This is a genomic window from Paenibacillus taichungensis, assembly GCF_047302525.1.
In the GTDB taxonomy this organism is placed as follows: Bacteria; Bacillota; Bacilli; order Paenibacillales; family Paenibacillaceae; genus Paenibacillus; species Paenibacillus taichungensis_B.
The window spans coordinates 2,501,273-2,525,607 of record NZ_CP168020.1 but is presented as its reverse complement, the minus strand read 5'-3'; the positions used below and the strand labels follow the sequence as shown (position 1 = coordinate 2,525,607).

The window sequence follows — 24,335 nt, the reverse complement described above, 5'->3', positions numbered from 1 at the left end:
TGTAAAACGATATGGCATTTCACTACAACGATATGGAAAAATGATTGGTATCTTCATCAAATGATATTTATAAAACGATCCCTTTTCACCTTTTATATGTTAAAATGCAAGGTATAACGACCTCATAACAGGAGTGAATAGCCTTGATTACGTATATGTGCAAAAACAATCACTTTCAGGAGCTGCAGCTCCTTCATTACGGCACAGAAGCTTGCGCACCCGGTCACCATTTCGGCCCGGCCATGCGGGATTATTACAAAATCCATTACATTTTGGACGGCAAAGGTACCTTCGAAGTCGGAGGCAAAAAGGTTACGCTGCGTAAAGGCCAGGGATTCCTGATCGTCCCCCATTCTGTCGTTCATTATGAAGCAGATCAGGATGATCCGTGGGAGTATAGCTGGGTTGCTTTCCAAGGAAGCACCTGCCCTTCGTTATTACAGCAGGCTTGCCTGTCTGAGCACCATCCGATCTTTGAGATGGGTAATGACGATGATGAGATTCGTTCCTGTCTGCACCGCATGATTAGCTCTCGCAACACCCATAAGGGATGGGAGATCAGCATGACGGGATTGCTCTTTCAGTTTTTCTCCATTTTGATTGACCGGGCCAGTGAGGACAGACCTATTCCGTTCCAGGATTATACGAAAGAAACTTATGTCACTCAGGTGATGGATTTCATTGAGATTAATTATGCCAATACCATCACAGTACAGTCCATTGCGTCTCATGTTGGCTTGCAGCGCAGTTACTTGTGTTCCCTCTTCAAAGACAAGATGGGCACCAGCATTCAGTCTTATCTGGTCAATTACCGCATGCGCAGGGCGGCTGAGCTGACGCTGGACCCGGCTTTGACCATTGGGGATATCTCCCGTTCCGTTGGATATGCCGACCAGCTGCTTTTCTCGAAAATGTTCAAAAAAGTTATGGGCGAAGCCCCTACGTATTATCGCAAACACAAAACAGCACCTTCCCATTTATGCAGCTAATGGGAAAGTGCTGTTTTGTATTGTTACACAGGATATCACTACCTGCTTATGGCTGAATTCCATTCGTTCGTTCTGCTTTAAACTTGCTCCTGCATAGTCACGCCTACCACTTGAACTTTAATTTCATTCACCATAATGCCTGTTAATTGCTCGACAGCTTGCTGCACATTATGTTGAAGTTCCTGACAGACTTCATGCATCTTTTTGCCAAATTGAACATTGATTCGCAGTTGGATAGATGCCTGGTCATCTTTTATCGCAACGTCAATCCCTTTTTGCAAGCTCTTTCCGCTGATGCTCTTGGCGATTCCTTCGGTAAGACCAACAGACATGGAGGATATTCCCTCTGTAGTCTGAGCGGCCATGCCGACAATTTTGGATACTACATCGTTGGAAATATGAATGGCGCCCATTTGAACAGATTGTGGCTCAATATACTCAGGTTCAGTGTATGGTTGTGGGATGATTTCAGACATGATTTCCACTCCTTCTATATCATTTATAAATGTTTAAGCATTCTGCCATTTGTCTTTGAAGAATAGCTGATAGATTCGAACCAAAATAATTTTAACGATCATGTAGACAGGGATGATAATCAGAATGGCAATAATGCCGCCCAGATCACCTGCACCCAGCACCAATATAATGGTGGTAAGCGGGTGAATATCGAGTTTTTTGCCGAATACATACGGTGCAACCAGATTATCCTGAATTTGCTGCGCTACCAGAATAATAATGAGTGACCAGATCGCAACTGAAGGGGACACCACCAGTCCCATAATGACAATAGGAACCGAAGACAGGATCGCCCCGATAAATGGAACAAAGTTCATAATGACCGCAATCACAGTTAACAGAAGTGCATACGGGAGCCCGATGATCAGGAAACCGATATACATCAGCACGCCCAGAGCCAGATTTACGAGAACTCGTCCCACGATAAAGCCGCTTAACGCCTGATCGATCTCAAGTACCACATCACGACTGTCTTTTTGGAAACGTTTAGGTGCAATGTGCACCAGCTTACGACCGAATTTCTCTCCCTGCTTCAACATGTAGAACAAAATGATCGGGAAAGTAAACAGAACAATCGCAAAGCTTGATATGAGTGAGAAGAATCCACTCACATAGTTCGTTACAAAGGTGAAGCCTTTGTTAATGTAATCCGTAATCTGCGAAAATGGGGTCGATCCTTCCGGGAACAAAGCCGTAATGACACCGTTCTGCTCCAGCTCTTTAAGCTGCAAACTCAGTGAATTGATCAGATTTGGCGCGTTTTCTACCAGGTTGATCAACTGCTCGCGTAATGAAGGCCATAGTCCTATAATAAACAGGGCGAACAGTATACCAAACACCAGATAGATCAGCAATATGCTAAGTGTGCGATTCAGCTTCTTTTTTTCCATGTAATTGACGAGTGGCCGCAGCAGATAATAAAAGAATACGGACAACATCATCGGCACGGTAATCACCGTAAGCATGGTAACAAGCGGTTGGAAAATAAAGCTGACACGTGATAACAGAAAGATATTAATCAGTATCAGTGCCAGTGCAATACTGAAACGTACAAACGAATTTACTTTGAACAAAAAGTTTCCCCTCCACTTAACCTTTTCTATATAAGCATTTTGCAAATGTGATCAGAATGACAGAATGTTTATGTCAACCTTATCCTTTATGTCGGTTCTTTATTTCGGAATCTGTATAGTGAACACCGTCGTCTCCCGTCCACGTCGGGAAAGCGTCAATCGTCCACCCATTTTCTCGGTGTTCCGCCGCGCAATTGCCAGTCCAAGCCCAGTACCCCCGGTTCCCGTACGAGCCTCATCTCCGCGAACAAATGGATCAAAGATGGTTGCCCACAACTCTTGAGGGATACCCACACCGGTATCAGCAACCTCGATAACCACATGGTTGTCCAGTGGGATTAACTCCACACGCAACTCCGTCCCCCGCGGGTTGTAGGACAAAGCGTTTGTAATCAGGTTCTGAATCACTCTGGACAACAGCTCCGGATCATACCTTGCATAGATCTCTTCATCAGGGACGAGCACATGCAGGCCAAAATGGTTCTGCTCAATCTCACCATACGTATCGGCCATAATCTCACGTACAAATTCGCCGATTTCCCGTTGTTGAATGTGCATACGGAAGTCAGGTGAATCTACTTTGAGCAATTCCAGCATATTCTGAATCATGCGCGCAACCTGAACGGACTTGTTGTAGATATATCCCAGATATCGCTGCTGCCTGTCCTTGTCTTCCCCTCGACCTTCCACCAAAGCCTGGGCGTATCCTTGAATACTCGTGATAGGGGTCTTGAGATCATGCGACAGATCCACAATTAATCGCTGTTTGCTCTCTTCGGCATAACGTTTCTCCGCAGATGTATTCTCAATGACGTCCGCCATATAATTGAAGGTTTCTCCAATCTGGACAAATTCCCTCTCTGCCGAGATGGACATACGCGTACTATAATTCCCCTGGATCATCTGGGTAAGACCTAGAGAGAGAATACTTAGCGGCTTTTTGATTCGCCGGGCGACCCAGTAGCTGTATACAAATATCAGCAGCAAGACCAACCCGATCCCGATCATAATGTAAAACGATAACGGATGCTTCAAATTGGTAATCAGTTGATTATCATTAATTCGCACACTGACCAAGTCGCGCGGAATCTTCAGCAAAACGTACTTTGCAGCTCCCTCTGTTGAAAGCGGACTAATGGAGTAATAGTACGGCTGTTCATTTCGGTTTTCGAGTCCTGCATATAGCTCAGCTTCACTGTATTGAGTGAACGTATCCTGCTTGTCCCCGATATAACGAATGACCCTCCGCTCCGCATCCAGCACTTCAATCCATCCCCCACTGTCCTTGAGACGCTGAATCTCGGTATTATTGGCCTCATCGGAACTACCGGACAGCCATTCGTTCTCCAGTTCTGTCACATACACATGTGCCTCCACATTCAGATCAGGATCCACCACCTGATCCGAAATGCGGAAATCAACCACATCCAGATTAATGATAATGTACACGATTGCTACCAGTAACAACAAAAAGAAGTTAAACAGCAAAAAGTCCAGTGTCAGGGACGTTTGCAATAGTCTCTTTTCTCTAGCTTTCCATGGGCGCTTCAATTTTGTATCCCAGTCCCCTTATCGTTTTTAAATATTCCGGTTGCCTGGAGTCGCGCTCGATCTTTTCCCGAATGTTACTGATATGTACCATTATCGTGCTGTCCTCGTGAGCGTAATAATCTCCCCAGACGGCTTCGTATATTTTTTTACGGGTGAAAACACGGCCTGGCTGCTCAAGCAGAAGCTCCACGATTTTGTACTCTGTAGAGGTCAATGTCACAGGTTTACCCGAGCGAAAAAGGATACATTGGGATCGATCAAGCCTAAGCTCACCAAGGACAAGATTTAACTCCTTAGCAGCAGGCACGTCAGGTGCATCAAATTGATTGACTCTTCTGAGCAAAGCTTCCACTCTGGCGACAATCTCCAAAGGATTGAAAGGTTTGGAGATGTAGTCGTCGGCACCCAATCCGAGTCCAAGGATTTTGTCATGGTCCTGGCTTTTGGCCGATAGGAACAGAACAGGCATATGATGTGTGGACCTGATTTGTTTGATTAACTGGAGTCCATCCATTACTGGCATCATAATATCCAGTATGACCAGATCAATCTGAGTTGAACGGATACACTCTAGCGCTTCTACTCCATTAACTGCTGTCACAATGTTGTAGTCCTTCTCGAGGTACAGCTGAAGCAGTTCCACAATTTCGGGTTCGTCATCTGCAATTAATAGTGTGTATCTCATGCGAATCCTCTCATTCCTATTTCAATAAATTCATTTTCAATCGAATTCGTATCCGTACATTCCGTTTGCTATTGTTCATATGTCTATACGTTACTACTATATACTACGTCTCTTAATTCAATCTAAACCATTTCTAAAGATAACCTAAATAAAAAGCCCGGGCATCAGGCCAGAGCTTCAAATATAAAGCTAAATAAGTAAATTTTTATCAGTTCATTCATCACTTGCTACGTAACCAGGGTTCAACCCGTGCATATAATCGCTCCTTGTCATACTGCACGTACTGACTCGCCCGATTGCGTACCGGGTCACCAGCATAGAAACGTTCATACAGATCATGTCTGGCGCCCAGCGGACTTCCTGTCAGCTCCCAAGCGAGCTGGAATAATCGAATCTTCTCTGGTGCCTGCATCGTTACGCCTCCAAGATACTTGTTCATCATGGGGCTGATACTTCCTTCGAGCTCCAGCTTCCCGGAAGGGATCTGAATAAGGCCACCTGCGGCTATAGTCTTCAAAATCTCAACAGCGCGTGGGTAATAACGGGTCCCCAGATTACGGGCTGTTTCGATATATTTGAATGCAGGTAGCCAGTTACCATGAACATCCGGTGTAGCCTGTGCCTCAGATGCAATGATGAGTCCTTCAATCGTATGCATCTGGCTGACCATCTCCCCAAGCTGTTCTTGTACGTTCAGGAAGGAATCCACTCCAATTTCCTTGGCAATAGAAGACGTGATGGCTGTAATGAATTCCAGCTTCGAATGCAGCCGAATAACGCTCTGATGGTAAGCCAAACTGGAGGATGCTGTGTTGCAGCGGATCTGCCATACCGCTTCCGGATTGTTGTGCAGCAGTACACGCTCCCAAGGTACAAATACGTCGTCAAAAAATAATACAGCATCCATCTCATCATACTGCATACTAAGCGGATGAGCGTTATCTGAATCTGATGTTGCAAAAGATTCTCTACATACCATATGTAATCCTGGACTGCCTGTTGCCACAATAACCATATGCGCCAATTCCGGGCGATGTCCAGGAATGCGCTGAATCGGATATGCAATGACATCATCCGCATATGGAGCAGCAGTTGCCACCATCTTGGCACCACGGAGGACAACGCCCTCTGTATTGGTACGAATGATTCGAAGCATCGCATCTTCATCTTCCCCGACAGGCAGAGCACGATTAATTTGCGGGTCCCGCTGCACAATGGTCAGGAAGGCGTCCTTACGTTTTGCTTCCTCATAATAGGCAGCTATTTTACCTCCGTATGCCGGGTCATATACAGCCATGGCATCCCGTGTGGCGTACCATCCAGTCAGGCGGGATCGAGCGTAATCCGAGAGACGGCTCATTACCCCGTAGGTGCGATCAGACCACAATCGAAAGGCTGCCGCCCTGTTGCTGATCTCCTGAGCATTGCGGGGTACTTGAAAAGCCTGATGTACATATCCATTCGTCTGCTCATCCCAATAAGCCACTGTTTCTCTCGTGTCCGCATCATCCACCAGATTGAACAGACTTTCAATCGTTTGCAAGGTTCCCCGGAAGGCAGGATGCTCGGTTACGCGAACACGTTCTCCATCCAGCCATACATTCCGTTCATCGTTCAACCGTTGCAGATAAGCTTGTCCCCGGGACATCGTTATGCTCAATGTAATCCTCCTTCTCAGTTAGAAAGGCTAGGAAACTCAATGGTGATAATGTTTTTAATCATTTCGAGACTCAAGTTAACTGAAATGATACATATTGTATCTATTGAAATAGTACTTTGCTTTGGAGGAAAAAGTCAACAGACACCGAACCTAAGGTCCGGTGTCTGTTCTATTAGATTTATTATTAGATCAATTTGGCATACATATGACGCAGATAGCGCCAGCGTACCAGCAGGAAGAACAGAATCTGCATGGATGCAAATACGAGGAAAATGCGCAAAGTATAACCCATAACAGAGAAATCAACCAACTGCTGCAATGCGACAAATGCAACGGAACTGTGGATAATGGCCAACACTATTGGTAGGAAAAACATTAATACCAGCTGTCTGGTTACGATGTTACGAAGCTCCGGGCGACTCAGTCCCATCTTACCAATCATGCGGTACTGCTCTTCATCCCGTTCCAGATCTGCATATAACCGGAAGTAGGTAAAGCTTGCAGCAAAGGTGAAAAAGACAATGCCAATCAATCCGCTCAGAATAAGGATAATACCATTAGTTTGTTTGGAATTAAGCCAATCTAGCACAAGAGCGCTGATCTCGAAGTAGCCCTGACCATCTGAGTCATTTTGAATGGATTCGATCAGATCAGGAGCAAACTTCCGCGTTCCCATCCAATCTGTCACAACAAATTGAGTTTTTTTATCGAAATAAAAATTTTCATCCGCTTGGATTTCATTCTTAAATTCCTTATTCATTTTATCGTACAGCTCATTGGAAACTACATACACTTCCCTTGTATATTCAACCGGGATGACGATCTCGGTCTCAGGTGTTGTTAGACGTATCTTTTTATTTGTTTCTCCAACCCTCATATCGATATTTTTCTGAGTTGAACCCTGCCCAGCTTCAGCACGTAATGTCTTGCGGCTCGTAAGATTACCTGGAGTCATAAACGAGTCGTTGACGTTCTCCAGAGTTCGCTCTTTGTAACCGAGTGCCTTGGCAAGATGATTATACTCACTGAGTTTGATAATATAGTTGCCCTCGTCATCAAATAGTGGAATATAACTACCTTTCTGATATGGAACTTCATTATCAATTAAAGTCTCTTCGATCTTCCTGATGTGGCGTTCTGCACTAGATGTATCCCATGAATTTTGGTAAGTAAATGCATATGGATTTGTCATGGATGACAATCCCGGATCAGCGATCGCCAGCATCGTTCCAATGCCTGTAAAGGCGGAAGCAGAGATCACACTCACCATAAAAAACATGACGGCATTATCTTTCATTCGATAGGTAAGTTCGGACAGAAACAACAAATTCGTTTTGCGGAAAAACAAACGTTTATTGCCTTTGAGCGCCCGAATGGCATACACACTAAGTTGGGTAAATAACAGATACGTGCCTGCAATAACCAAAACAACGCTACCAAACAGCAAAGGGAAGGAGTATGTGATCCATACAAAGGCAAATACACCCGCATATCCACCCCCAATGAGTATGACGGAGAGTAGTGCTAATAGACGAGAAGCCTTTGGCTCGGGTTTCGGTTTTTCCTCTGATTTTACAAGATCAATCAATGACCCTTTTCGCATCAGCAGAGATGAGCTCAGCGCAATCACAACAAACAGCAGCAGAAATGCTCCAACAGTAAGTGCGATAGCTTTTACTGGAAAATAGAATCGGAGACTTTCTTCCACAGCCAGCATGGAACCGCAGATCAACAGGATCAGCTTGGCAAAGATCATTCCTAATCCAACGCCTGCCACAATGGCGGCCAATCCGATACACATGTTTTCCATAAATAACAGTCGGTTCATCTGTTTACGAGTCATGCCGATGATTTGAAATATGCCGAATTCCTTTTTACGCGTCTTTAGAAATGAACCTACGGAATAGAGCAGAAAGAGAAACGAAAAGATGAAAATAATGATCTCTGCACTCAGAAACCCCTGATTCGCAAGCATGGTCACTGTCCCGCTTGAACCTTTCAGTCCATCCTTCAGATCCGGGTGAAACAAGAGCAGCGCATACGTAAAAAAGATCATGACCGAAAACGTACTGCTCAGAAAATGGGCCAAGTAAATTCGTTTGTTCCGAACGACATTATTAATGGCGAACTGGCGAAAATTCATGTCCCGAGCCTCCCATCAGGGATAACACGTTGATGATCCGCTGATAGAACGTCGATCGGCTATCTCCATAATGAATTTCGTTGTACAGCCTTCCATCCTTAATAAATACAACTCGGCTGCAATAACTTGCAGCAACAGCATCATGAGTAACCAGCAGCATGGTCGCCCGATCTTCCTGGTTACGACGGTCCAGCATCTCCATCACATCACGTGCCGCCTTCGAATCAAGATTTCCTGTAGGCTCATCGGCCAGCACCAGCTTGGGTGAATGGATCAGGGCACGTGCGATTGCTGTTCGTTGGGCCTGACCTCCGGAGATTTCATAGGTGCGTTTGTTCAGAAGATCTGCGATGCCGAGCTTCTCTGCGAGTCGATCAACACGTTCATTCATCTCCTCAACCGGTACTCCGTCCAGCGTGAGCGGCAGGACAATGTTTTCTTTTACCGTGAGTGTGTTAAGCAGGTTAAACGACTGAAATACAAATCCCAGCTCTCGGCGTCTGAACAAGGCCAAGTCATCATGATTCAGTTCAAAGGGATTCTTTCCTGCAATCTGCAATTCCCCTGAAGTAGGGTGGTCAATGGTTGAAATCATGTTCAGCAACGTTGTTTTGCCGCTGCCTGATGGACCCATAATGCCAACGAATTCACCCTCCTGAATACTGAGATCAATACCTGACAAGGCTTCGTATGACACGATCCCTTTATAAATTTTGCTAATCTGTTTCACTGAACATATCTCCATAGGTTAATGGCTCCTTTTAGATTTAGAATTTGAATTAAACTAAGTTGGGCTGAACTTCATCGCAATTCGAGGTCGTTCTCTACTTTCTGACTTCAGTCTATCGAAGTTTCGACCATTCTCCTATGGATTAACCTTTCATCTTCATGACATTATTGTAAGGTTACATGTCTCACTATCCGAAAATCGTCTTCTCATATGTAGAAAACGAGAAAGACGCCGATCCCTGTCAGGGCACCAGACGTCTTCTCATTTCGTTCCGTATCATGCAGATTTATATTTCAGGTTTCAAATGTAATGGTTACAGTGGTTCCTTCTCCCTGAACGGATGTAAGGTCAATCCGATGATTCATTCGTGTCAGGACATCCTTAACAATATACAGTCCCATCCCCGTGGATTCTTTAAAGTGACGCCCATTCTCTCCGGTGAAAAAAGGCTGGTACACTCGGTTAAGATCCGACTTGGGAATACCCACTCCCTGATCCTTCACTTCAAGAATGATGGACCGTGTGGATTCATAAGCCTGGATGGTTACCTTTTGCCCGTTTCCCCCGGAAGAGTACTTGATGGCATTGGATAACAGCTGTACGAGGACAAACCGAATCCACTTCGCATCCGACTGAACCATTAACGCAGAATCAATTTTCATCTCGGGATATACGTGATTGCGAATGAAGAATCGTTTCAGCTCATGGATGGCTTCTTCTCCGGCCGCCTTGAGGGATACCGGTTCCACACTGAAATCCTGTTCAAATGTCTCCAGCCGCGCCATGTACAACACCGTTTCCAGTCCTCGTCTCATCTGGTCTGCTTCCTCTCGAATGCTGATGAAACGGGGATCCTCATCCTCCTGATCCTCAACCGTCAGTTCAATGACGGACAAAGGTGTCTTCATCTGATGAACCCATTGATTCATAAAAGTCAGGTATTCCTGTTGACGCTGTTCCAGACGATGCAGATGCGCATGATAATGACCGTACTGTGAGTCCAGCAGTTCTGACAATGCCTGCGGCAAGGGCGCGGGCTCATTCAGTGGAACGAATTCTTTTAGATCATTCATTCGTTGGGACATCCGGGAATAAAACATGCGATGGGACAGATACCGATAAATGAGATAGGCTGCATATAGGACTAGCCCCAGAGATACCGCATACGCGGCCGTTAACCAGTGGTCATAGCCGTCGTACCAGAAGACCGCAACCACAGTGAGCAGCACAACGATTACCCAACAAGTCAGTACAATATGTTCTTTGATAAACAACTTCATGAGGGCGACGATGCCTTCCAATTACTGTTGAGTCGATAACCTGAACCTCTTACCGTCTCCAGCGCATCTGTAATTCCCAACTCAGTCAATCGTTTACGCACGCGGGTCACATTCACGCTAAGTGTATTATCATCCACAAAGGAATCGTCCCACAGCTTTTCCAAGATGGTTTCACGGCTAACCAGTTTGGGACTGCGACGCAGCAACGTCTCCAGCAAAATGGTTTCTTTCTTGGTCAGCTGTATCTTGCGATCACCGAGCTCCATCTCCAATCTTTCCAGATAAACAGTTAGTCCATCCAGTTCCACCTTGCGCTCTTCATGACGCGCAGCGTAATCACCATACACCCGGCGCAGCTGACTTCGAATTTTGGCCATGACAATCTCATGCTCAAACGGCTTCGTAATATAATCGTCCGCACCGTTCTCAAGCGCCATGACCTGATCCATCTTGCCACTCCGGGCCGAGATGAAAATAATCGGACATGTGGAGATGGAACGAATTTGGCGACACCAATAGAACCCATCGTAACTCGGCAAGTTGATATCCAGCAGCACGACATGCGGCTTAATTTGTTCGAACTGCTGGACGACTTGCTCAAAATCCTCAACCGCAACGGCCCTGTCACCATATCTCTCGATATGGGATTGAAGTAGACCCGCAATCTTTGGATCATCTTCAATAATCATTATCGTATACATAAAAAGGTCTCACCTCTAACCTGTCGTAATGGAATATGCAATTCTCTTTCCAAAATCATAACACAGGTTGGTACTATCGGGCATCGACCTGCTTGCGCCAATCCACAATGTCAGCGTTCAGCTGCTTCAAATCGCCAGACTGCTGCTCCTCATCGGACAAGTTATACTTCTGCTTCAAAGCCAGAATTCGATATGCACTTTCATTAATTCGGGATTCTGAAATCTTCCCGGACTTCACTGCGCTCATCAGCGTATCAAAAATAGTCTTGGCACTCTCATAACTGTGAGCTACCAGCAGAATATCGCTCCCTGCCTGAACCGTCGCTACGGCGGCATCGTTCAGCTTATAATTTTTCGCGATCGCGCCCATGCTCAGATCATCTGTGATGACCACACCGTCATACTTGAATTTCCCACGCAAATGCTGACCAATAATGACGTCCGACAAGGAGGCCGGATGGTCGGGATCAAGCTTTGGAAACAAAATATGGGCTACCATAACCGCTTCTACCTGTTCCTTCACCGCTGCCTCAAACGGAATCCACTCCAGCTGGGCAAGTTGCTTTTCTGTTTTGTTCACGACAGGCAGATCCAAGTGGGAGTCCGCTGACGTGTCCCCATGACCAGGAAAATGCTTCACCACCGGAATAATCCCTTCGCTGCGCAGCCCTTTCATCTCGGCTATACCCATTCGGGATACCAGACTGGCTGAACTTCCAAATGAACGATCCCCAATCACCGGGTTATTCGGATTACTGTTTACATCCAGCACTGGAGCAAAATCGACGTTAAAGCCTACCAGCTGAATTTGTCTTGCCAACAATTTGCCCATCGTTTCAGCCAATTCAGCATCCTTCGTCTTGCCAACTTTCCCATTGGAAGGTATAGTTTCTACCGTTTCTGGCATTCGACTAACTTTGCCACCCTCCTGATCCACACTCATGAAAATTGGTACCGGATTGGAACGATTCGCATCCTTAATGGATTGTACGAACTTGGCTGTCCCTTGAAGGGTCGAGACATTATTCGCATAGAAAATAATCCCTCCCACCTTCTGATCCGTGATCATCTGTTTCGCTTGAGCATCCAAAGTGGTCCCCTGAACACCCGCCAGAATCATTTGTCCGATCTTTTCATCCAAAGACAATTGGTCGAGCTGCTTTTGTACTGGATCCTTCTCTTCCTGTGGAGGCACTGTATTCTGTTGATCATCCTGATCATTATCCTGATCGTTTGCACCTGCGTTTGAATTCGCATTTGTCTCCGTTCCGGCATTATTGTTATTTTGCTCTGACGAGGAAGGCTTCTGTGACTGCCCACATGCGGATAAGAGCAGGACTATTCCGAGTAGCAGGAACAACATTTGAAGCGTGTTTATGTGTTTGTTTTTTAACTTGCGACTATGGATATACAAGGATGGTCATCCTCCTTAAGCGTTGTTTTCATTCAGGCTGAATGTGGTTCAGGCATAACCTTATCATAAGGTGCTTCAATTTCAAAATGGAGACGGCCCAAATACAAATTCTTATGATGCCACCTAAAAACACAAAAAATTTCCCCCTTTTGGGGTTAAACTGTGGTACTTCATGGTGTTATTCCTTGGGCGTGTTTGATAGAAGGGGATGCGAAAAGGTATCAGCGGTGCGAAGAACGATTTTCTATTGTGAATTTTTCATATGTTGAAATTATTATTATAGGGAGGCGAAAAAGCCGCCTTTCGGCGGCATCAAGTTTGTTTTCAGTTTTCGTTGCTGTTGGCATTTGTTCTTTCGGACCCTTAAAACTTCTCTTAATAGAGTGTTTTCAACACTTCTGCTGTAAAAGGAACGATTTCGGACTGGCGTCCTTCGCGAACTTTGTTCGGCCATTCAGGATCACTCAGCAGTACACGCCCCAACGCGATCAAGTCAAATTCATTATTCTCCATTTTCTCGTTCAACTGATCCAGATGAGCGTCACCCGTTCCCTGATTTTCGTTCGCTCTGTCCACGAATTCCGCTTCGAGCCCTACTGATCCAACAGAGATCGCCGGCTTGCCACTTATTTTCTGTGTCCAGCCTGCAAGATTCAGCTCTGAGCCATCAAATTCCGGCAGCCAGAATCGACGGGTTGAGCAGTGGAAAATATCTACACCTGCAGCCGTGAGGGGTGCAAGGAATTGCTCCAGTTGTTCTGGTGTTTCCACCAGCCGTGCGTCGTAGTTCCCCATTTTCCATTGGGAGAAACGCAGTACGATCGGGAAGTCAGGGCCTACTGCAGCGCGACATGCTTCAATAACTTCAACAGCAAAACGCGTGCGCTGTGCCAGATCACCTCCGTATTTATCCGTACGACGATTGGTGTGTTCCCAGAAGAATTGATCAATCAGGTAGCCATGAGCCCCGTGAAGCTCAATACCATCGAAACCGATACGCTGCGCATCTGCTGCTGCTCGGGCAAACGCCTGAATAAGACCCTTGATCTCGTCCTCTGACAAAGGTTCTCTCTCAGGTTCACCTGCCATGCTTAGTCCCGATGGGCCTACCGGCTCAGCTTCTGCATTAGGCAAATCGCCTGAACGGCGGGCTGTGCCCACATGCCACAATTGTGGCATGATTTTGCCACCTGCCTCATGGACTGCTTTGACTACATTCGCCCAACCCCGCAGTGATTCTTCACCATGGAACAGCGGAATGCTTGCGCCACTAATGGATGAAGGGTGGTTAATCCCCGTTCCTTCCGTAATGATCAGCCCTACACCTCCGGCTGCTCTGCGACGATAGTATTCCACGACCTCTGGTCCGGGTACTCCTTCGGGTGAAAATCCACGAGTCATGGGTGCCATGACGATCCGGTTGGACAGGGTAAGCTTGTCCGAGGTAAATGGTTTAAACAAAGCTGACGGCACATTCATTGTGTATTGCTCCTTTACGTTTAGATTGGAAGAAAACATGTACACTTTCTTGCACATGCTCTTGTATAACTACCACAGATGTTAATCAGCGAATTGGTTAAGATATATCACCTTTCTATTTTATAGTTTCTGATTTTTATTTTCAAATTTTCAATCAAAGGGGTATTACTAATCTCTTGAACACAAAAATAGAGCAAGCTCGATGTAGCTTCATCTAAGAAGTTCTACGATCTTGCCCTGTACAATTAACCTAAACGGCTCTCTCTGTAACCAAAAATGTGGATGAAGCATAGTATATAATCCATAATCTCCCTTACATTTAATTAGAATTAACAGGGATATCATTGCGATTAACTCTGAGTAATTTGCCTGATGAAGTCGATAGAACGTCGGGGTCTGTGCCCAGCCCAAAGTAGAAATCACCTTCGTGTTCTTCAAAAGACTTGGCGTACGTGTCCTGGTTAAAACGGAGGATTTCATTCCATGTGTTCAGATCAGTCGATTGATACACCCGGTTTATATAGAGATTCGCACTTTTGCGTGTGTAAGTAAGCACATAGACTTTCCTGTCCCGAAGCAATAGATCCGTAGGAAGAGCTTGAGTATCTGGCAAAATGACACGCGTTGCCTGATTAATGTCGGTCATCACATTCAAGGATTTGGGTAACAGTTGCCCATCATTGAATACCCCTCCGGCAATATAAAGCAGCTTATTGTTGAAATTAATGTTTTTCCCTATTTTATTATAAGGGACTGTGCCCGTTTGATAGGATAACCCTGGGAGCATTTTGCTACCATAAATGACCACGTCTTTCTTTTCAAGCTTCTCATTAATCTCTAATACATTGGTTTTATCGCCCCAAATTTTATTAGCAGGATACATCATGCCTGATGCATATAATTTGCCCTTGATCTCAAATAACGTATATGCCCTAAAGCCAAACGTATTGATAGTGGCGAATTTTTGCCAACTTTCGCCTTGATCATGAGAGATTAATACGGTCGGTTTCTGCTCGGTACCCAGCGCTGCAAACAGTTTGCCCTGATAGGAAGCCAAATCGTATACGTGTACACCTAACGGCAGATTGCGATACTTTGTCCATACATCTCCATCTAACCGATAGAAATTTCCCATATCCCACTGCTCACCATCCGAATCATTTCCGGGAATATACAATTTGTCATTCAGCACTTTATAAATATCAATCTGTTCCTCATCCACGAACAATTTGGTCGAAGGAACGATGCTCGGATTGCTATTGGTGACGGACTGGGTTATAAATTTGGGATTGGCTGTATCGTAATAAATGACTGGAATAGGACCCGCATTAGGTGAAACACCTAAATTACTGCTGTTCCCATGACCCATATATATTTTCCCTCTGTACAGCTGCAAGTCCCAAACATTATTGGCATATGGCGCTTTCTTAAAAGGTCTTCCAAGCAACTGGATCTTGGACGTCACATCGGCGGATGTGATAGGCGCATTGGACACCTTGGCAAGTGCCCGTTCGACAGTCGGCTGCTGATCCGTTGAAACATTGTTTTTGGGTTTCGAATTACCCATAAGCAGCCAGCCCATGCCTGCAACGATCGTCAAAATCACGGCTGCCCATTTTGTATTGCTCTGCATGTCCGCTTCCTCCTTTATTTTTATGAGATAACACCTTTACATCAAAATGATACAAATTGTATCTTTTCATATTATGTAAAATGACACGTACTTGCAACAAATTCCGCCCGTTCTGTGCAAAAAAAATAGACAATCGCATCCGAAGATGCGTTGTCTATTTGTCATTCATTCGTTGTGGCTGCCTACCCTTTGCACATCAGTTCCAGTTGAGCTTTAGCTGGTTGCCTGTTGCCATTTGCGGACTTCCACTCTATTATTTCGTCTTGTTATTTGCTTGGTAAATTTACTCTGCTTTCACCAGAATTTTAACCTGGTTTTTCTCTTTCAGCAGCGCTTCAAATCCATGCTCTACCACTTCGTCCAGGCTGATTCGTTTGGTTACCAGCTTGTCTGCCGGGAAGAAACCTTTAGCCATCAAGCTAATAACCGCCGGGAATACGTCACGGTAACCAATAATGCCATTGACCGTACGCTCCTTCATGACAATGGAGTTTGGCAGAATCGGTGCTTCCTGTTCAAAAATGCTGACGATCATCAATTCACCGCCAATACGCGTTGAATCAATCGCTTGTTGTAGCACCCGCGGAACACCTGTTACTTCATAAGCTACATTCACGCCGCCTTGGGTGCGTGCATGAATTTCTTCCACTACTTTGTATTGTGTAGGATCAATAACAATGGCGCCAAGTTCTTCCGCTTTGGCTTTACGTTCTTCGGATAATTCCACGACATAAATATCCGATGCGCCAGAAGCTTTCAACGCTTCAATAACCAACAACCCGATTGGACCCGCACCAAAAACAGCCGCAGTGTCGCCGACTTTCAGTTTGCTTTGACGAACAGCATGAAGAGCTACTGCGGAAGGTTCCACCAATGCTCCCTGCTCGTAAGAGATGGAATCAGGAATGGCATGCACCATGTATTCCTCAGCCGTTACATACTCCGAGAAACCCCCGCCTCCCCCAGCCAGGCCCAAGAAACCCATCTGATCGCACAAATTATATTTCCCTTGTTTACAGGCTTCACAATGACCACATGCATAGATCGGTTCTACCACAACGCGGTCACCTGCCTGAAAACGTGTCACGCCTTCTCCTACTTCAACGACTTGTCCTGAAAATTCATGCCCCATCACAACAGGTGCTTGTTCCCCTGTTAGCGGATGTGGTGCTTGAGCCGGAATGAAGATCGGGCCAGCAGTGTACTCGTGTAAGTCACTGCCACAGATCCCACACCACTCCACTTTTATTTTAACCTTTCCCTGTTCAGGGCGGGGTTCATCAATATTTTCGAGACGCAAATCTTTTACTCCGTGCCAACGCAATGCTTTCATTTGTTTCATCTCCCAGATCATAAGTTTTGATATAATCGGAAACGTTTCCGTAAGTTAAATATGTCACATTTTAAATAGGCTGTCAAACATAATTTGTCACACATATGTCTATCTTATGAATTTCACGTCGATAACTTTGGTGTAATGATAGCGTTTTCAATGTATCGATAGTTTTTTTGCTCTGTGGCTTCCTCTCCCTTCTCGTGTAAATGTTTAATTCAATTTATTATAGAATCCGCTATTTATCCATTCGGTTCTTTTGGAAAACAACAGACATCTCTGACCTTTCAATCGTATTCACGGGATACTTATTGGATCAAATGTTATAATCAAGGTATAGGATTGTCATTCCATCCGTATATATTTTAAAATTCGGAATCGTTTCCGATGAAGTGAGGTTAACTAAACGTGAGTAAAGATCAGAAGGTTACGATCAAGGACGTTGCAGAACTTGCAGGTGTAGGTATCGCTACCGTCTCCCGAGCCATCAACAATTCCGATGGCATCAGCAACAAAACACGGGATAAAGTCATGCAAGCCATTGATGAGCTTGGATTTGTCCCCAATACCTCTGCCCAGAGTTTGAAAATACGCCAGACGCATCAGATTGCACTGGTTGTACCTGACATACGCAATGCCATCATTCCCGAGATCTCTTGGTCTGTTGAACAAACGGCGAAGCAGCATGGGTATCATGTGGTTCAAATCAATACGGCGGGCAATGCACGAACGGAACTGGAAACCATTCGTACGATCAAAAAACTGCACGTAGACGGGCTTATTTTCATGCCTTTGGCATATCCCAAAACATTGCCTGGCTTAATTGATAAAGCTCCCCTTCCCATTTCCATGATCAATTACGGTAAAAAGCTGGACCCTGGCATGAAAGCAGATGTCGTTTCTCTTTCACAGCCTGAAGGGAAACTGGTGATGGAACATCTGATTAAGATTGGACGAACCCGCATTGCATACGCCGGTGCTCCCAAAGATATTATTGAAGAGCGTTATCGGGCTTATGAGCAGGCGCTCGGACATGTAGACATCTCGCTTGTTTACTTCGGAGAAGATTTTTCATTGAATACGGGAGCTAATGCAGCAGATTATTTCTATGGGCTGACTCACATGCCAGATGCTGTATACGCGATTAATGATATGGTTGCCATCGGACTGGTAAATCGGTTTAAAGAACTGGGCGTTCGTGTGCCTGAAGATATCGCTGTTGTGGGCGTCGATAATAACCAATGGACTACCGTTACGTCTCCGCAGATCAGTTCAGTCTCGATTATGGGCGAAGAAGTGGCCCGACTTGCTACGGAATTGCTGTTAAAACGGATTCGAGAGATGAGCACCACGGATTACGAGCATATTCAATTTGAGCCACGGTTAATTGTGCGCGAGTCCAGCGTTGCCATGATCCGCTCATCTTCACAAGGACCACGCGCATAAGAATGATTGCGAAGACACCGGATTTAATGGACAGTCCAAACCTTCGATAAACACAAAAAGGTGCTCACCAGGAATGAATTTTGTCCTGAGAAACACCTTTTTTTATCTTCATTCACACCCTTTTATCTCAAACCCACCTCCGAGCAATTACTTCTTCGTAAGCAATTGTCTAATCGGTGTTCCTTTCATAAACATCTCAATATCCTCTACGGTATGGTTAAAATAAATGGCATAGTTGCCTTGAGTCACATAACCCAGATGCGGTGTTGCCAGCAGATTGGGCAGTGTACGCAACATATGATTCACAGGAAGAGGTTCCTGTTCATATACGTCTAGACCGGCCCCGGCAATCCACTCATTCTGTAAAGCTTCGACCATCGCCTCTTGATCCACAATGCCTGCACGGGACGTATTGATCAATAAAGCAGTATTTTTCATCCGTTGCAGCTCGGCTCGTCCGATCAGATTACGAGTGCGATCACTGAGCACCAGATGAATGGAAACAATATCGCTTTGTTCAAGCAGTTCTTCCTTGGTCTCTACCCACTGGACTCCTTGCTCCTCTGCTCTTGCCTGTGTCAAATTCTCACTCCAGGCGATCACGTTCATGCCAAAGGCTTGTGCAATCTCTGCCATCCGACTGCCAATCTTGCCTAAACCGAGCAGTCCCAGTGTCTTTCCGTACAAATCCATGCCAACTGTACTCTGCCAATTCCGATTGGAACGCAGTGCGTTATTTTCAGTTACCAGCTGTCTGGACAGACCCAGTATCAGCGCCCATGTCAGTTCCGTCGGCGGGTTCGAGCTGCCTTCCGTGCCACAGACGATTACTCCACTTTCTTCCGCAGCCCGGAGATCAATGGAGGCATTGCGCATGCCGCTTGTAATCAGAAGCTTGAGTTTGGGCAATTGTGTAATCACGGATTCAGGAAATGGTGTACGCTCACGCATCAAGACAATAATTTCAAAATCCTGCAGTTCCTGAACGACCTTCTCTTCTGATCCCAAATAGTTATTGAACGTCTGAACCTCAACTCGATTCAGGATAGGAGTCCAATCCGCTGAAGAAAGGGCTACATTCTGATAATCATCCAATATGGCACAACGCAACTTCGTCTGCATGGTTGAATCTCCTCCTCATATATGTGCATCATCAAACATTCTTTGAACATGTTACCCGAATATGTAAATCATAGTATACACCCTAATTTAATCTATACCCTATCTGTATTGTATCAACTCAAGCCCTCATCTGCCCAATGTCCTCAGACACAAAAAGAGCAGGAACAGATTCCCGCTTCTCGCTCTCACTTCAGAACAGCTTGAAAAGCAGCGCCGTCATCAGTATGGCCATCGCCACTTGAAGCAAGGACCGTATTTTCCAAAAAATCGTATCTAATTTCGATTGATCATTCTCAGTTAGCGAACCTACAATAGCAATAAAAGCAAGCATGCCAATCACAATCAAACTGAACTCGATGATCCCCATCCCGCCGTATGTCGTCAGCAGCACACCTATAATGTATAAAACGACTAGGTAGATCCTATGAAAATAACGCTCCATATGAACACCCTCTCTAAAAATGAAATCCTTCCCTCACTCCTCAAGCAACGATAACGTAACCTTAATACTCTGCTGCACAAATGAGCGATCCGGCTCCGATTTCATCATCACGGTCAATCCAATCATCGATACAACCAGAGACTTGGACAACGCACTTGCGTCGAGATCATTAGACAATTCCCCTGTTTCCTGCCCCCGTTCAATCGTCTCCTTGAAAATCGCCGCCAGATACATCTGGTGCTCGCGTGTCAGAACAGCGAATTTGGGGTCACGTGGAGCCAGTTCAACCATCGTATTAATGCAAAAACAGCCATGACGAGTATCTGTCACATCCCCTTCTGCTCCGATATGTTCAAATAAGGCACGGAAGGCTTCTTTTACAGAGGATGTATGTTGAAGCCTGGATCTGACCTGCGCAGCATGCAAAGTTGTATATCTGCGAAGTGCCGTTTCAAACAATTCCTTTTTGTCACCAAAAGCCGCATAAAGACTGGGACGTTGAATTCCCATGGCTGTTGTCAAATCACTTAGGGACGTCGCCTCAAATCCCTTATCCCAAAAAATCTGCATCGCTGCTTCCAGTGCCTGATCCGTATCAAATTCCCGTTGTCTAACCATGTATTCACCCTCTTTATGTATCGATCAGTATACATCTATTTTATTCTATATCCAATTCCCACGTCAAACATATCTCAATTTATAAAAGAAAATATACTCATTCCATTTTATTTCTTGACATCGTGTCAAAGCGTGAAGTATGTTTATTCGGAATCATAATGTACTGATCGGTAAATTTAAATTCAACAGTGTTCTTACCGCTCCCCCTAACTTACCACATTCGAATACAGAAAGGTGAATCATCCATGCAAAATCCATCTTATCAAGCACATCCCTTCAGCGAAGGACGTCCAGGCATGTCCCGACTTGTCGCGCTGTTATTTGCCCTGTGCAGCGGACTGGCGGTAGCCAACATTTATTATGCCCAGCCTTTGCTCGACTCCATTGCTGACGAGTTTAGAATCTCTCATTCCTCTATTGGAATCGTTATTACCGTAACCCAGATTTGTTACGCCCTCGGATTGTTATTACTGGTCCCACTTGGTGATCTATTGAACCGGCGCAAGCTGATCATTATCCAGATGCTTTTATCCGTAATCGCCCTGGTTACTGTCGGTACCTCATCATCCAGCCAGGTTCTATTCATTGGAATGGCCGCCATCGGGCTGCTTGCCGTGATTACACAAACACTCGTTGCCTTTGCCGCCTCCCTGGCTGTACCTTCAGAACGAGGGCGTATCGTCGGTCTGGTCACAAGCGGAATCGTCATAGGCATATTACTGGCGCGAACCATAGCAGGCACCTTAAACGATTGGATCGGCTGGAGATCAGTCTATCTCTTCTCTGCCAGTCTGACATTACTCGGGATTATCGCCCTGTTTCTTGTACTCCCAAAACACGAACCCAAGCGAGAGAAACTCAGCTACACCCAATTAATTGTTTCAGTCATGCAACTGTACCGTGAGCTGCCTATTCTGCGAACACGCGGCGTTCTCGCCATGTTAATTTTCACAGCCTTTAGCACGTTATGGACTTCCATGGTGTTGCCACTTAGCGCTCCACCACTTTCCCTGTCACATACTGCTATTGGAGCCTTTGGTCTCGCGGGAGCTGCTGGTGCCTTGGCTGCTGCACGTGCTGGAAAACTGGCTGATCGGGGATTGGGACAAAATACGACGGGCGTCGCTCTTGTCATATTGCTTCTATCCTGGCTGCCCATTGGCTATGTTCACCACTCTTTATGGCTGCTTGTAGCTGGGGTAATTATGCTGGACCTTGCCGTTCAGGCCGTACATGTCACCAACCAGAGTCTGATCTATGAAGTTCGACCTGAGGCGCAGAGCCGTTTGACGGGCGCCTACATGATCTTTTATTCAATAGGAAGTGCTACCGGCTCCATTGCGTCTACTCAAGTATACGCATGGGCAGGTTGGACTGGCGTTTGCTGGCTGGGTGCAGGCGTGAGTGCCGCTGCGCTTCTGTTCTGGACCATTGATCGATATATCCATCGGAATTCGGATCAATAAAAGAACTTAATCCAGCTTATTCCATACCACAATAAACAGAGTGGCTAACGGACCAAATAACAGGGAAATCAGAAACCAGTTACGGCCACTTCTGTTTTTTCCCTGAGCAAGTCCGGCATTAATAAGGGCAAGTGTGCCCCAACCTACAAAATATTCGTTTTCCATCAACTATCATTTCCTCCTTACAGATCGGCCCTATCTATTCTCTAGTAACGCCTTTAGCTTCAAATTACGGCTCTCCAGGAAAGCCTGCATATACCTCTTGAGTACAATCCGCTCTGCAACCCAACCCAGAACACCAAGGGGAGCTTCAAATCTCAGTGTGTCCCTCATAGAAGTGGTCTGCTCTCCAAGCTTGTTGAAGCTGTGTTCATGTCTCATGCTCTTGAAAGCACCTTTCTCCATCTGATCCACAAAGAGATACGGCGGATTGTACTCGGCGATCCGGGAAGTCAGCTTCTGTCTTATCCCGAAATGGCTCGCTTCGAAAGTTACCGTATCGCCTTCACCAATTCTGCCCGTTGTAACACCCGCTACAGCTTGCTCACGGGTATGTTTCCAGACTGTCCGGGTATGAATATCAATGTCCCGCGCATAGTCAAAGCATCGCTCGATGGGCGCATGTATCGTGATCTCGGTTACCACTTCAATCAAAGACGATCTCTCCTTTTCTGCCCCCTTTTCCTAAAAAGGAAGATTAAGGTCTTTGCAAAGTATACTCTTGGTCACCATGAAGAACAACGCAGTTCATGATATAAATGAAAAACGGGTCCCCTGTCATGGTATAGGAGGCCCGTTTTCTGTATGAATTCATTTGTTATTCAAACTTAGATAATTAATTCATTAATGGCAAGAGTGCGCTCTTTGGACAGATCACGATATTGTTCCGATTCCACCTTGATCAGTGGTTTGAAAATATCGGATGTATTGTTCATGACAATAACACCCCGCTCGCCGTTACTCAGCAACACTTGTTTACCAATAAAATTAGGAAGCAGATGCTGCATCAAGGCCTGAACCGGCTTCTCATTCAATTTGCCGAATCCCATCGCATAGATATCGCGCAAGTTGTTGATCAGATTCGGATTGCTGCTTCCGTGACTACCGGATCTCATCCCGATGTATATGTCAGCGACAGATACGATCTGTGTGTATGGATGAATCTCGTCTTTCTTCAGTTGCATCGGATATCCGGTACCATCCTCCAGTTCATGATGCTGAAGAGCTACCAGCGCTGTAGCTTCATCCGTCATGGAACTTTTGATAATATCATGTCCATAGATCGTGTGACGCTGCAATTCGAGCTGTTCATCTGCGGTTAACGGTTCCATCTTGTTGCGTATCCGATGAGATACCTTGCATTTGCCGATATCGTGAAGATAGCCACCACGACTGATCTGATAACTTTCTTTTTGGGAATAACCAAGCCAGTTGGCTAGATAAAATGACAATAGTCCAACCTGAATGGAATGTGTGTAGTTATTAACATCATCCCGTTCCAGCATCATCAGGAGATGTACGACATCCTTTTGCTCGTCCAGTCCCTCCACCATCGGTTGAAGCGCATCGTCCACCATTGTTGCGTTGAACTTGCCCACAGTCAGCGCTTCGAGAAACGCGGATTGATAATTATGTACAGTTTGTATAAATTGGGATTTCATTTCTTCTTCAGGCGGTTCTTCCTTGGTGCTTGTGCTTGCTCCAGATGCAAATTTTGCTGCAGCAGCAAAGAATTCCGCTTCCGTGATCTCTTCCTCGCGTGGTTCAATATCCACATAGTCTACGCGGTGCTGCATCAGCAAGGTGATATCTTCACTTTTGATCACAGTACCCTGACCCAGAACGTGTAATCCCGCTTCGCTGAATGTATCCGCAGTTAGACGGTCTCCATCTTGCAGGTTCATAATATGGATTCTCAAATCGGTATTCCCCCTGAACAATCATTTATAGTCAACAGTACCCGTTGATCGGGTCCCAAAAATCCCTATACTACTTTATATCGATAAATACATTCTTTTTCTCCATAGTCCAAACGACCTTAATCGCAAAAGGAA

At 45.5% G+C, this 24,335-nt stretch carries 22 protein-coding genes; 3 read left to right on the top strand and 19 right to left on the bottom strand.

Annotated features, from left to right (window positions below; translation table 11 throughout):
- Positions 1–143: 143 nt before the first annotated feature.
- The gene (locus tag ACDJ58_RS11730) at positions 144–989 is read left to right on the top strand and encodes an AraC family transcriptional regulator (protein WP_413378059.1); all 846 of its coding nucleotides are present in this window, start codon (positions 144–146) and stop codon (positions 987–989) included.
- 77 nt (positions 990–1,066) lie between these two features.
- Here ACDJ58_RS11730 and ACDJ58_RS11725 read toward each other — a convergent pair whose 3' ends face one another.
- The 13 genes from ACDJ58_RS11725 to ACDJ58_RS11665 form a co-directional block, all read right to left on the bottom strand.
- Positions 1,067–1,465, bottom strand: coding sequence for an Asp23/Gls24 family envelope stress response protein (locus tag ACDJ58_RS11725; RefSeq protein ID WP_053782092.1), 399 nt, complete (start codon positions 1,463–1,465; stop codon positions 1,067–1,069).
- A gap of 33 nt (positions 1,466–1,498) precedes the next feature.
- Positions 1,499–2,578, bottom strand: a complete 1,080-nt coding sequence (locus tag ACDJ58_RS11720) for an AI-2E family transporter (protein ID WP_413378057.1) — start codon at positions 2,576–2,578, stop codon at positions 1,499–1,501.
- Positions 2,579–2,677: 99 nt separating this feature from the next.
- Positions 2,678–4,129 carry an ATP-binding protein gene (locus ACDJ58_RS11715; protein WP_413378055.1) on the bottom strand — a complete coding sequence of 484 codons (1,452 nt, stop codon included), beginning with the start codon at positions 4,127–4,129 and terminating at the stop codon, positions 2,678–2,680.
- Positions 4,107–4,814 carry a response regulator transcription factor gene (locus ACDJ58_RS11710; protein WP_063563457.1) on the bottom strand — a complete coding sequence of 236 codons (708 nt, stop codon included), beginning with the start codon at positions 4,812–4,814 and terminating at the stop codon, positions 4,107–4,109. Before ACDJ58_RS11710 ends, ACDJ58_RS11715 begins: the two co-directional genes overlap by 23 nt.
- A 220-nt stretch (positions 4,815–5,034) precedes the next feature.
- Positions 5,035–6,462, bottom strand: coding sequence for a 4-hydroxyphenylacetate 3-hydroxylase family protein (locus ACDJ58_RS11705; protein WP_413379614.1), 1,428 nt, complete (start codon positions 6,460–6,462; stop codon positions 5,035–5,037).
- A gap of 196 nt (positions 6,463–6,658) precedes the next feature.
- Entirely contained in the window at positions 6,659–8,617 is a 1,959-nt protein-coding gene (locus tag ACDJ58_RS11700) for an FtsX-like permease family protein (RefSeq protein ID WP_413378052.1), read from the bottom strand.
- The gene (locus ACDJ58_RS11695; RefSeq protein ID WP_413378050.1) at positions 8,592–9,362 is read right to left on the bottom strand and encodes an ABC transporter ATP-binding protein; all 771 of its coding nucleotides are present in this window, start codon (positions 9,360–9,362) and stop codon (positions 8,592–8,594) included. The genes ACDJ58_RS11700 and ACDJ58_RS11695 overlap by 26 nt, the downstream gene beginning before the upstream one ends.
- A gap of 278 nt (positions 9,363–9,640) precedes the next feature.
- Positions 9,641–10,627, bottom strand: coding sequence for a sensor histidine kinase (locus ACDJ58_RS11690; protein WP_413378048.1), 987 nt, complete (start codon positions 10,625–10,627; stop codon positions 9,641–9,643).
- Positions 10,624–11,328 (bottom strand): response regulator transcription factor, encoded by a 705-nt coding sequence (locus ACDJ58_RS11685; RefSeq protein ID WP_053782085.1) that lies wholly within the window; start codon positions 11,326–11,328, stop codon positions 10,624–10,626. Before ACDJ58_RS11685 ends, ACDJ58_RS11690 begins: the two co-directional genes overlap by 4 nt.
- 73 nt (positions 11,329–11,401) lie before the next feature.
- A complete protein-coding gene (nagZ, locus tag ACDJ58_RS11680; RefSeq protein WP_413378045.1) occupies positions 11,402–12,742 on the bottom strand; it encodes a beta-N-acetylhexosaminidase in 1,341 nt (446 codons plus the stop codon).
- Positions 12,743–13,117: 375 nt separating this feature from the next.
- On the bottom strand, positions 13,118–14,221 hold the full coding sequence (locus ACDJ58_RS11675) for an NADH:flavin oxidoreductase (protein ID WP_413378043.1): 1,104 nt from the start codon (positions 14,219–14,221) through the stop codon (positions 13,118–13,120).
- A gap of 319 nt (positions 14,222–14,540) precedes the next feature.
- Positions 14,541–15,854: a hypothetical protein gene (locus ACDJ58_RS11670; RefSeq protein WP_413378041.1), complete on the bottom strand. Its 1,314-nt coding sequence runs from the start codon at positions 15,852–15,854 to the stop codon at positions 14,541–14,543.
- Positions 15,855–16,137: 283 nt separating this feature from the next.
- Complete coding sequence (locus ACDJ58_RS11665; protein ID WP_413378039.1) at positions 16,138–17,187, bottom strand: 2,3-butanediol dehydrogenase; 1,050 nt, start codon at positions 17,185–17,187, stop codon at positions 16,138–16,140.
- A gap of 408 nt (positions 17,188–17,595) precedes the next feature.
- Between ACDJ58_RS11665 and ACDJ58_RS11660 the strand changes: the two genes are divergently transcribed.
- Positions 17,596–18,633 carry a LacI family DNA-binding transcriptional regulator gene (locus ACDJ58_RS11660; protein ID WP_413378037.1) on the top strand — a complete coding sequence of 346 codons (1,038 nt, stop codon included), beginning with the start codon at positions 17,596–17,598 and terminating at the stop codon, positions 18,631–18,633.
- A gap of 147 nt (positions 18,634–18,780) precedes the next feature.
- Here the strand turns inward: ACDJ58_RS11660 and ACDJ58_RS11655 are convergent, their stop codons facing one another.
- The 3 genes from ACDJ58_RS11655 to ACDJ58_RS11645 all read right to left on the bottom strand — a co-directional run bounded on the left by ACDJ58_RS11655 (position 18,781) and on the right by ACDJ58_RS11645 (position 20,815).
- On the bottom strand, positions 18,781–19,755 hold the full coding sequence (locus ACDJ58_RS11655; protein WP_413378035.1) for a D-2-hydroxyacid dehydrogenase family protein: 975 nt from the start codon (positions 19,753–19,755) through the stop codon (positions 18,781–18,783).
- Positions 19,756–19,945: 190 nt separating this feature from the next.
- On the bottom strand, positions 19,946–20,197 hold the full coding sequence (locus tag ACDJ58_RS11650) for a hypothetical protein (RefSeq protein ID WP_072732596.1): 252 nt from the start codon (positions 20,195–20,197) through the stop codon (positions 19,946–19,948).
- A gap of 33 nt (positions 20,198–20,230) precedes the next feature.
- Entirely contained in the window at positions 20,231–20,815 is a 585-nt protein-coding gene (locus ACDJ58_RS11645; RefSeq protein WP_413378033.1) for a TetR/AcrR family transcriptional regulator, read from the bottom strand.
- A 245-nt stretch (positions 20,816–21,060) separates the two neighbouring features.
- Here ACDJ58_RS11645 and ACDJ58_RS11640 point away from each other — a divergent pair, with 245 nt between their 5' ends.
- Positions 21,061–22,281: an MFS transporter gene (locus ACDJ58_RS11640; RefSeq protein WP_413378031.1), complete on the top strand. Its 1,221-nt coding sequence runs from the start codon at positions 21,061–21,063 to the stop codon at positions 22,279–22,281.
- 6 nt (positions 22,282–22,287) lie between these two features.
- Here ACDJ58_RS11640 and ACDJ58_RS11635 read toward each other — a convergent pair whose 3' ends face one another.
- From ACDJ58_RS11635 to ACDJ58_RS11625, 3 genes are all read right to left on the bottom strand, one after another.
- Positions 22,288–22,449 (bottom strand): hypothetical protein, encoded by a 162-nt coding sequence (locus ACDJ58_RS11635; protein WP_157258459.1) that lies wholly within the window; start codon positions 22,447–22,449, stop codon positions 22,288–22,290.
- Between the two features lie 27 nt (positions 22,450–22,476).
- Positions 22,477–22,926: an SRPBCC family protein gene (locus tag ACDJ58_RS11630; protein ID WP_413379612.1), complete on the bottom strand. Its 450-nt coding sequence runs from the start codon at positions 22,924–22,926 to the stop codon at positions 22,477–22,479.
- A gap of 182 nt (positions 22,927–23,108) precedes the next feature.
- On the bottom strand, positions 23,109–24,200 hold the full coding sequence (locus ACDJ58_RS11625) for an HD-GYP domain-containing protein (RefSeq protein WP_099852681.1): 1,092 nt from the start codon (positions 24,198–24,200) through the stop codon (positions 23,109–23,111).
- Positions 24,201–24,335: the final 135 nt, after the last annotated feature.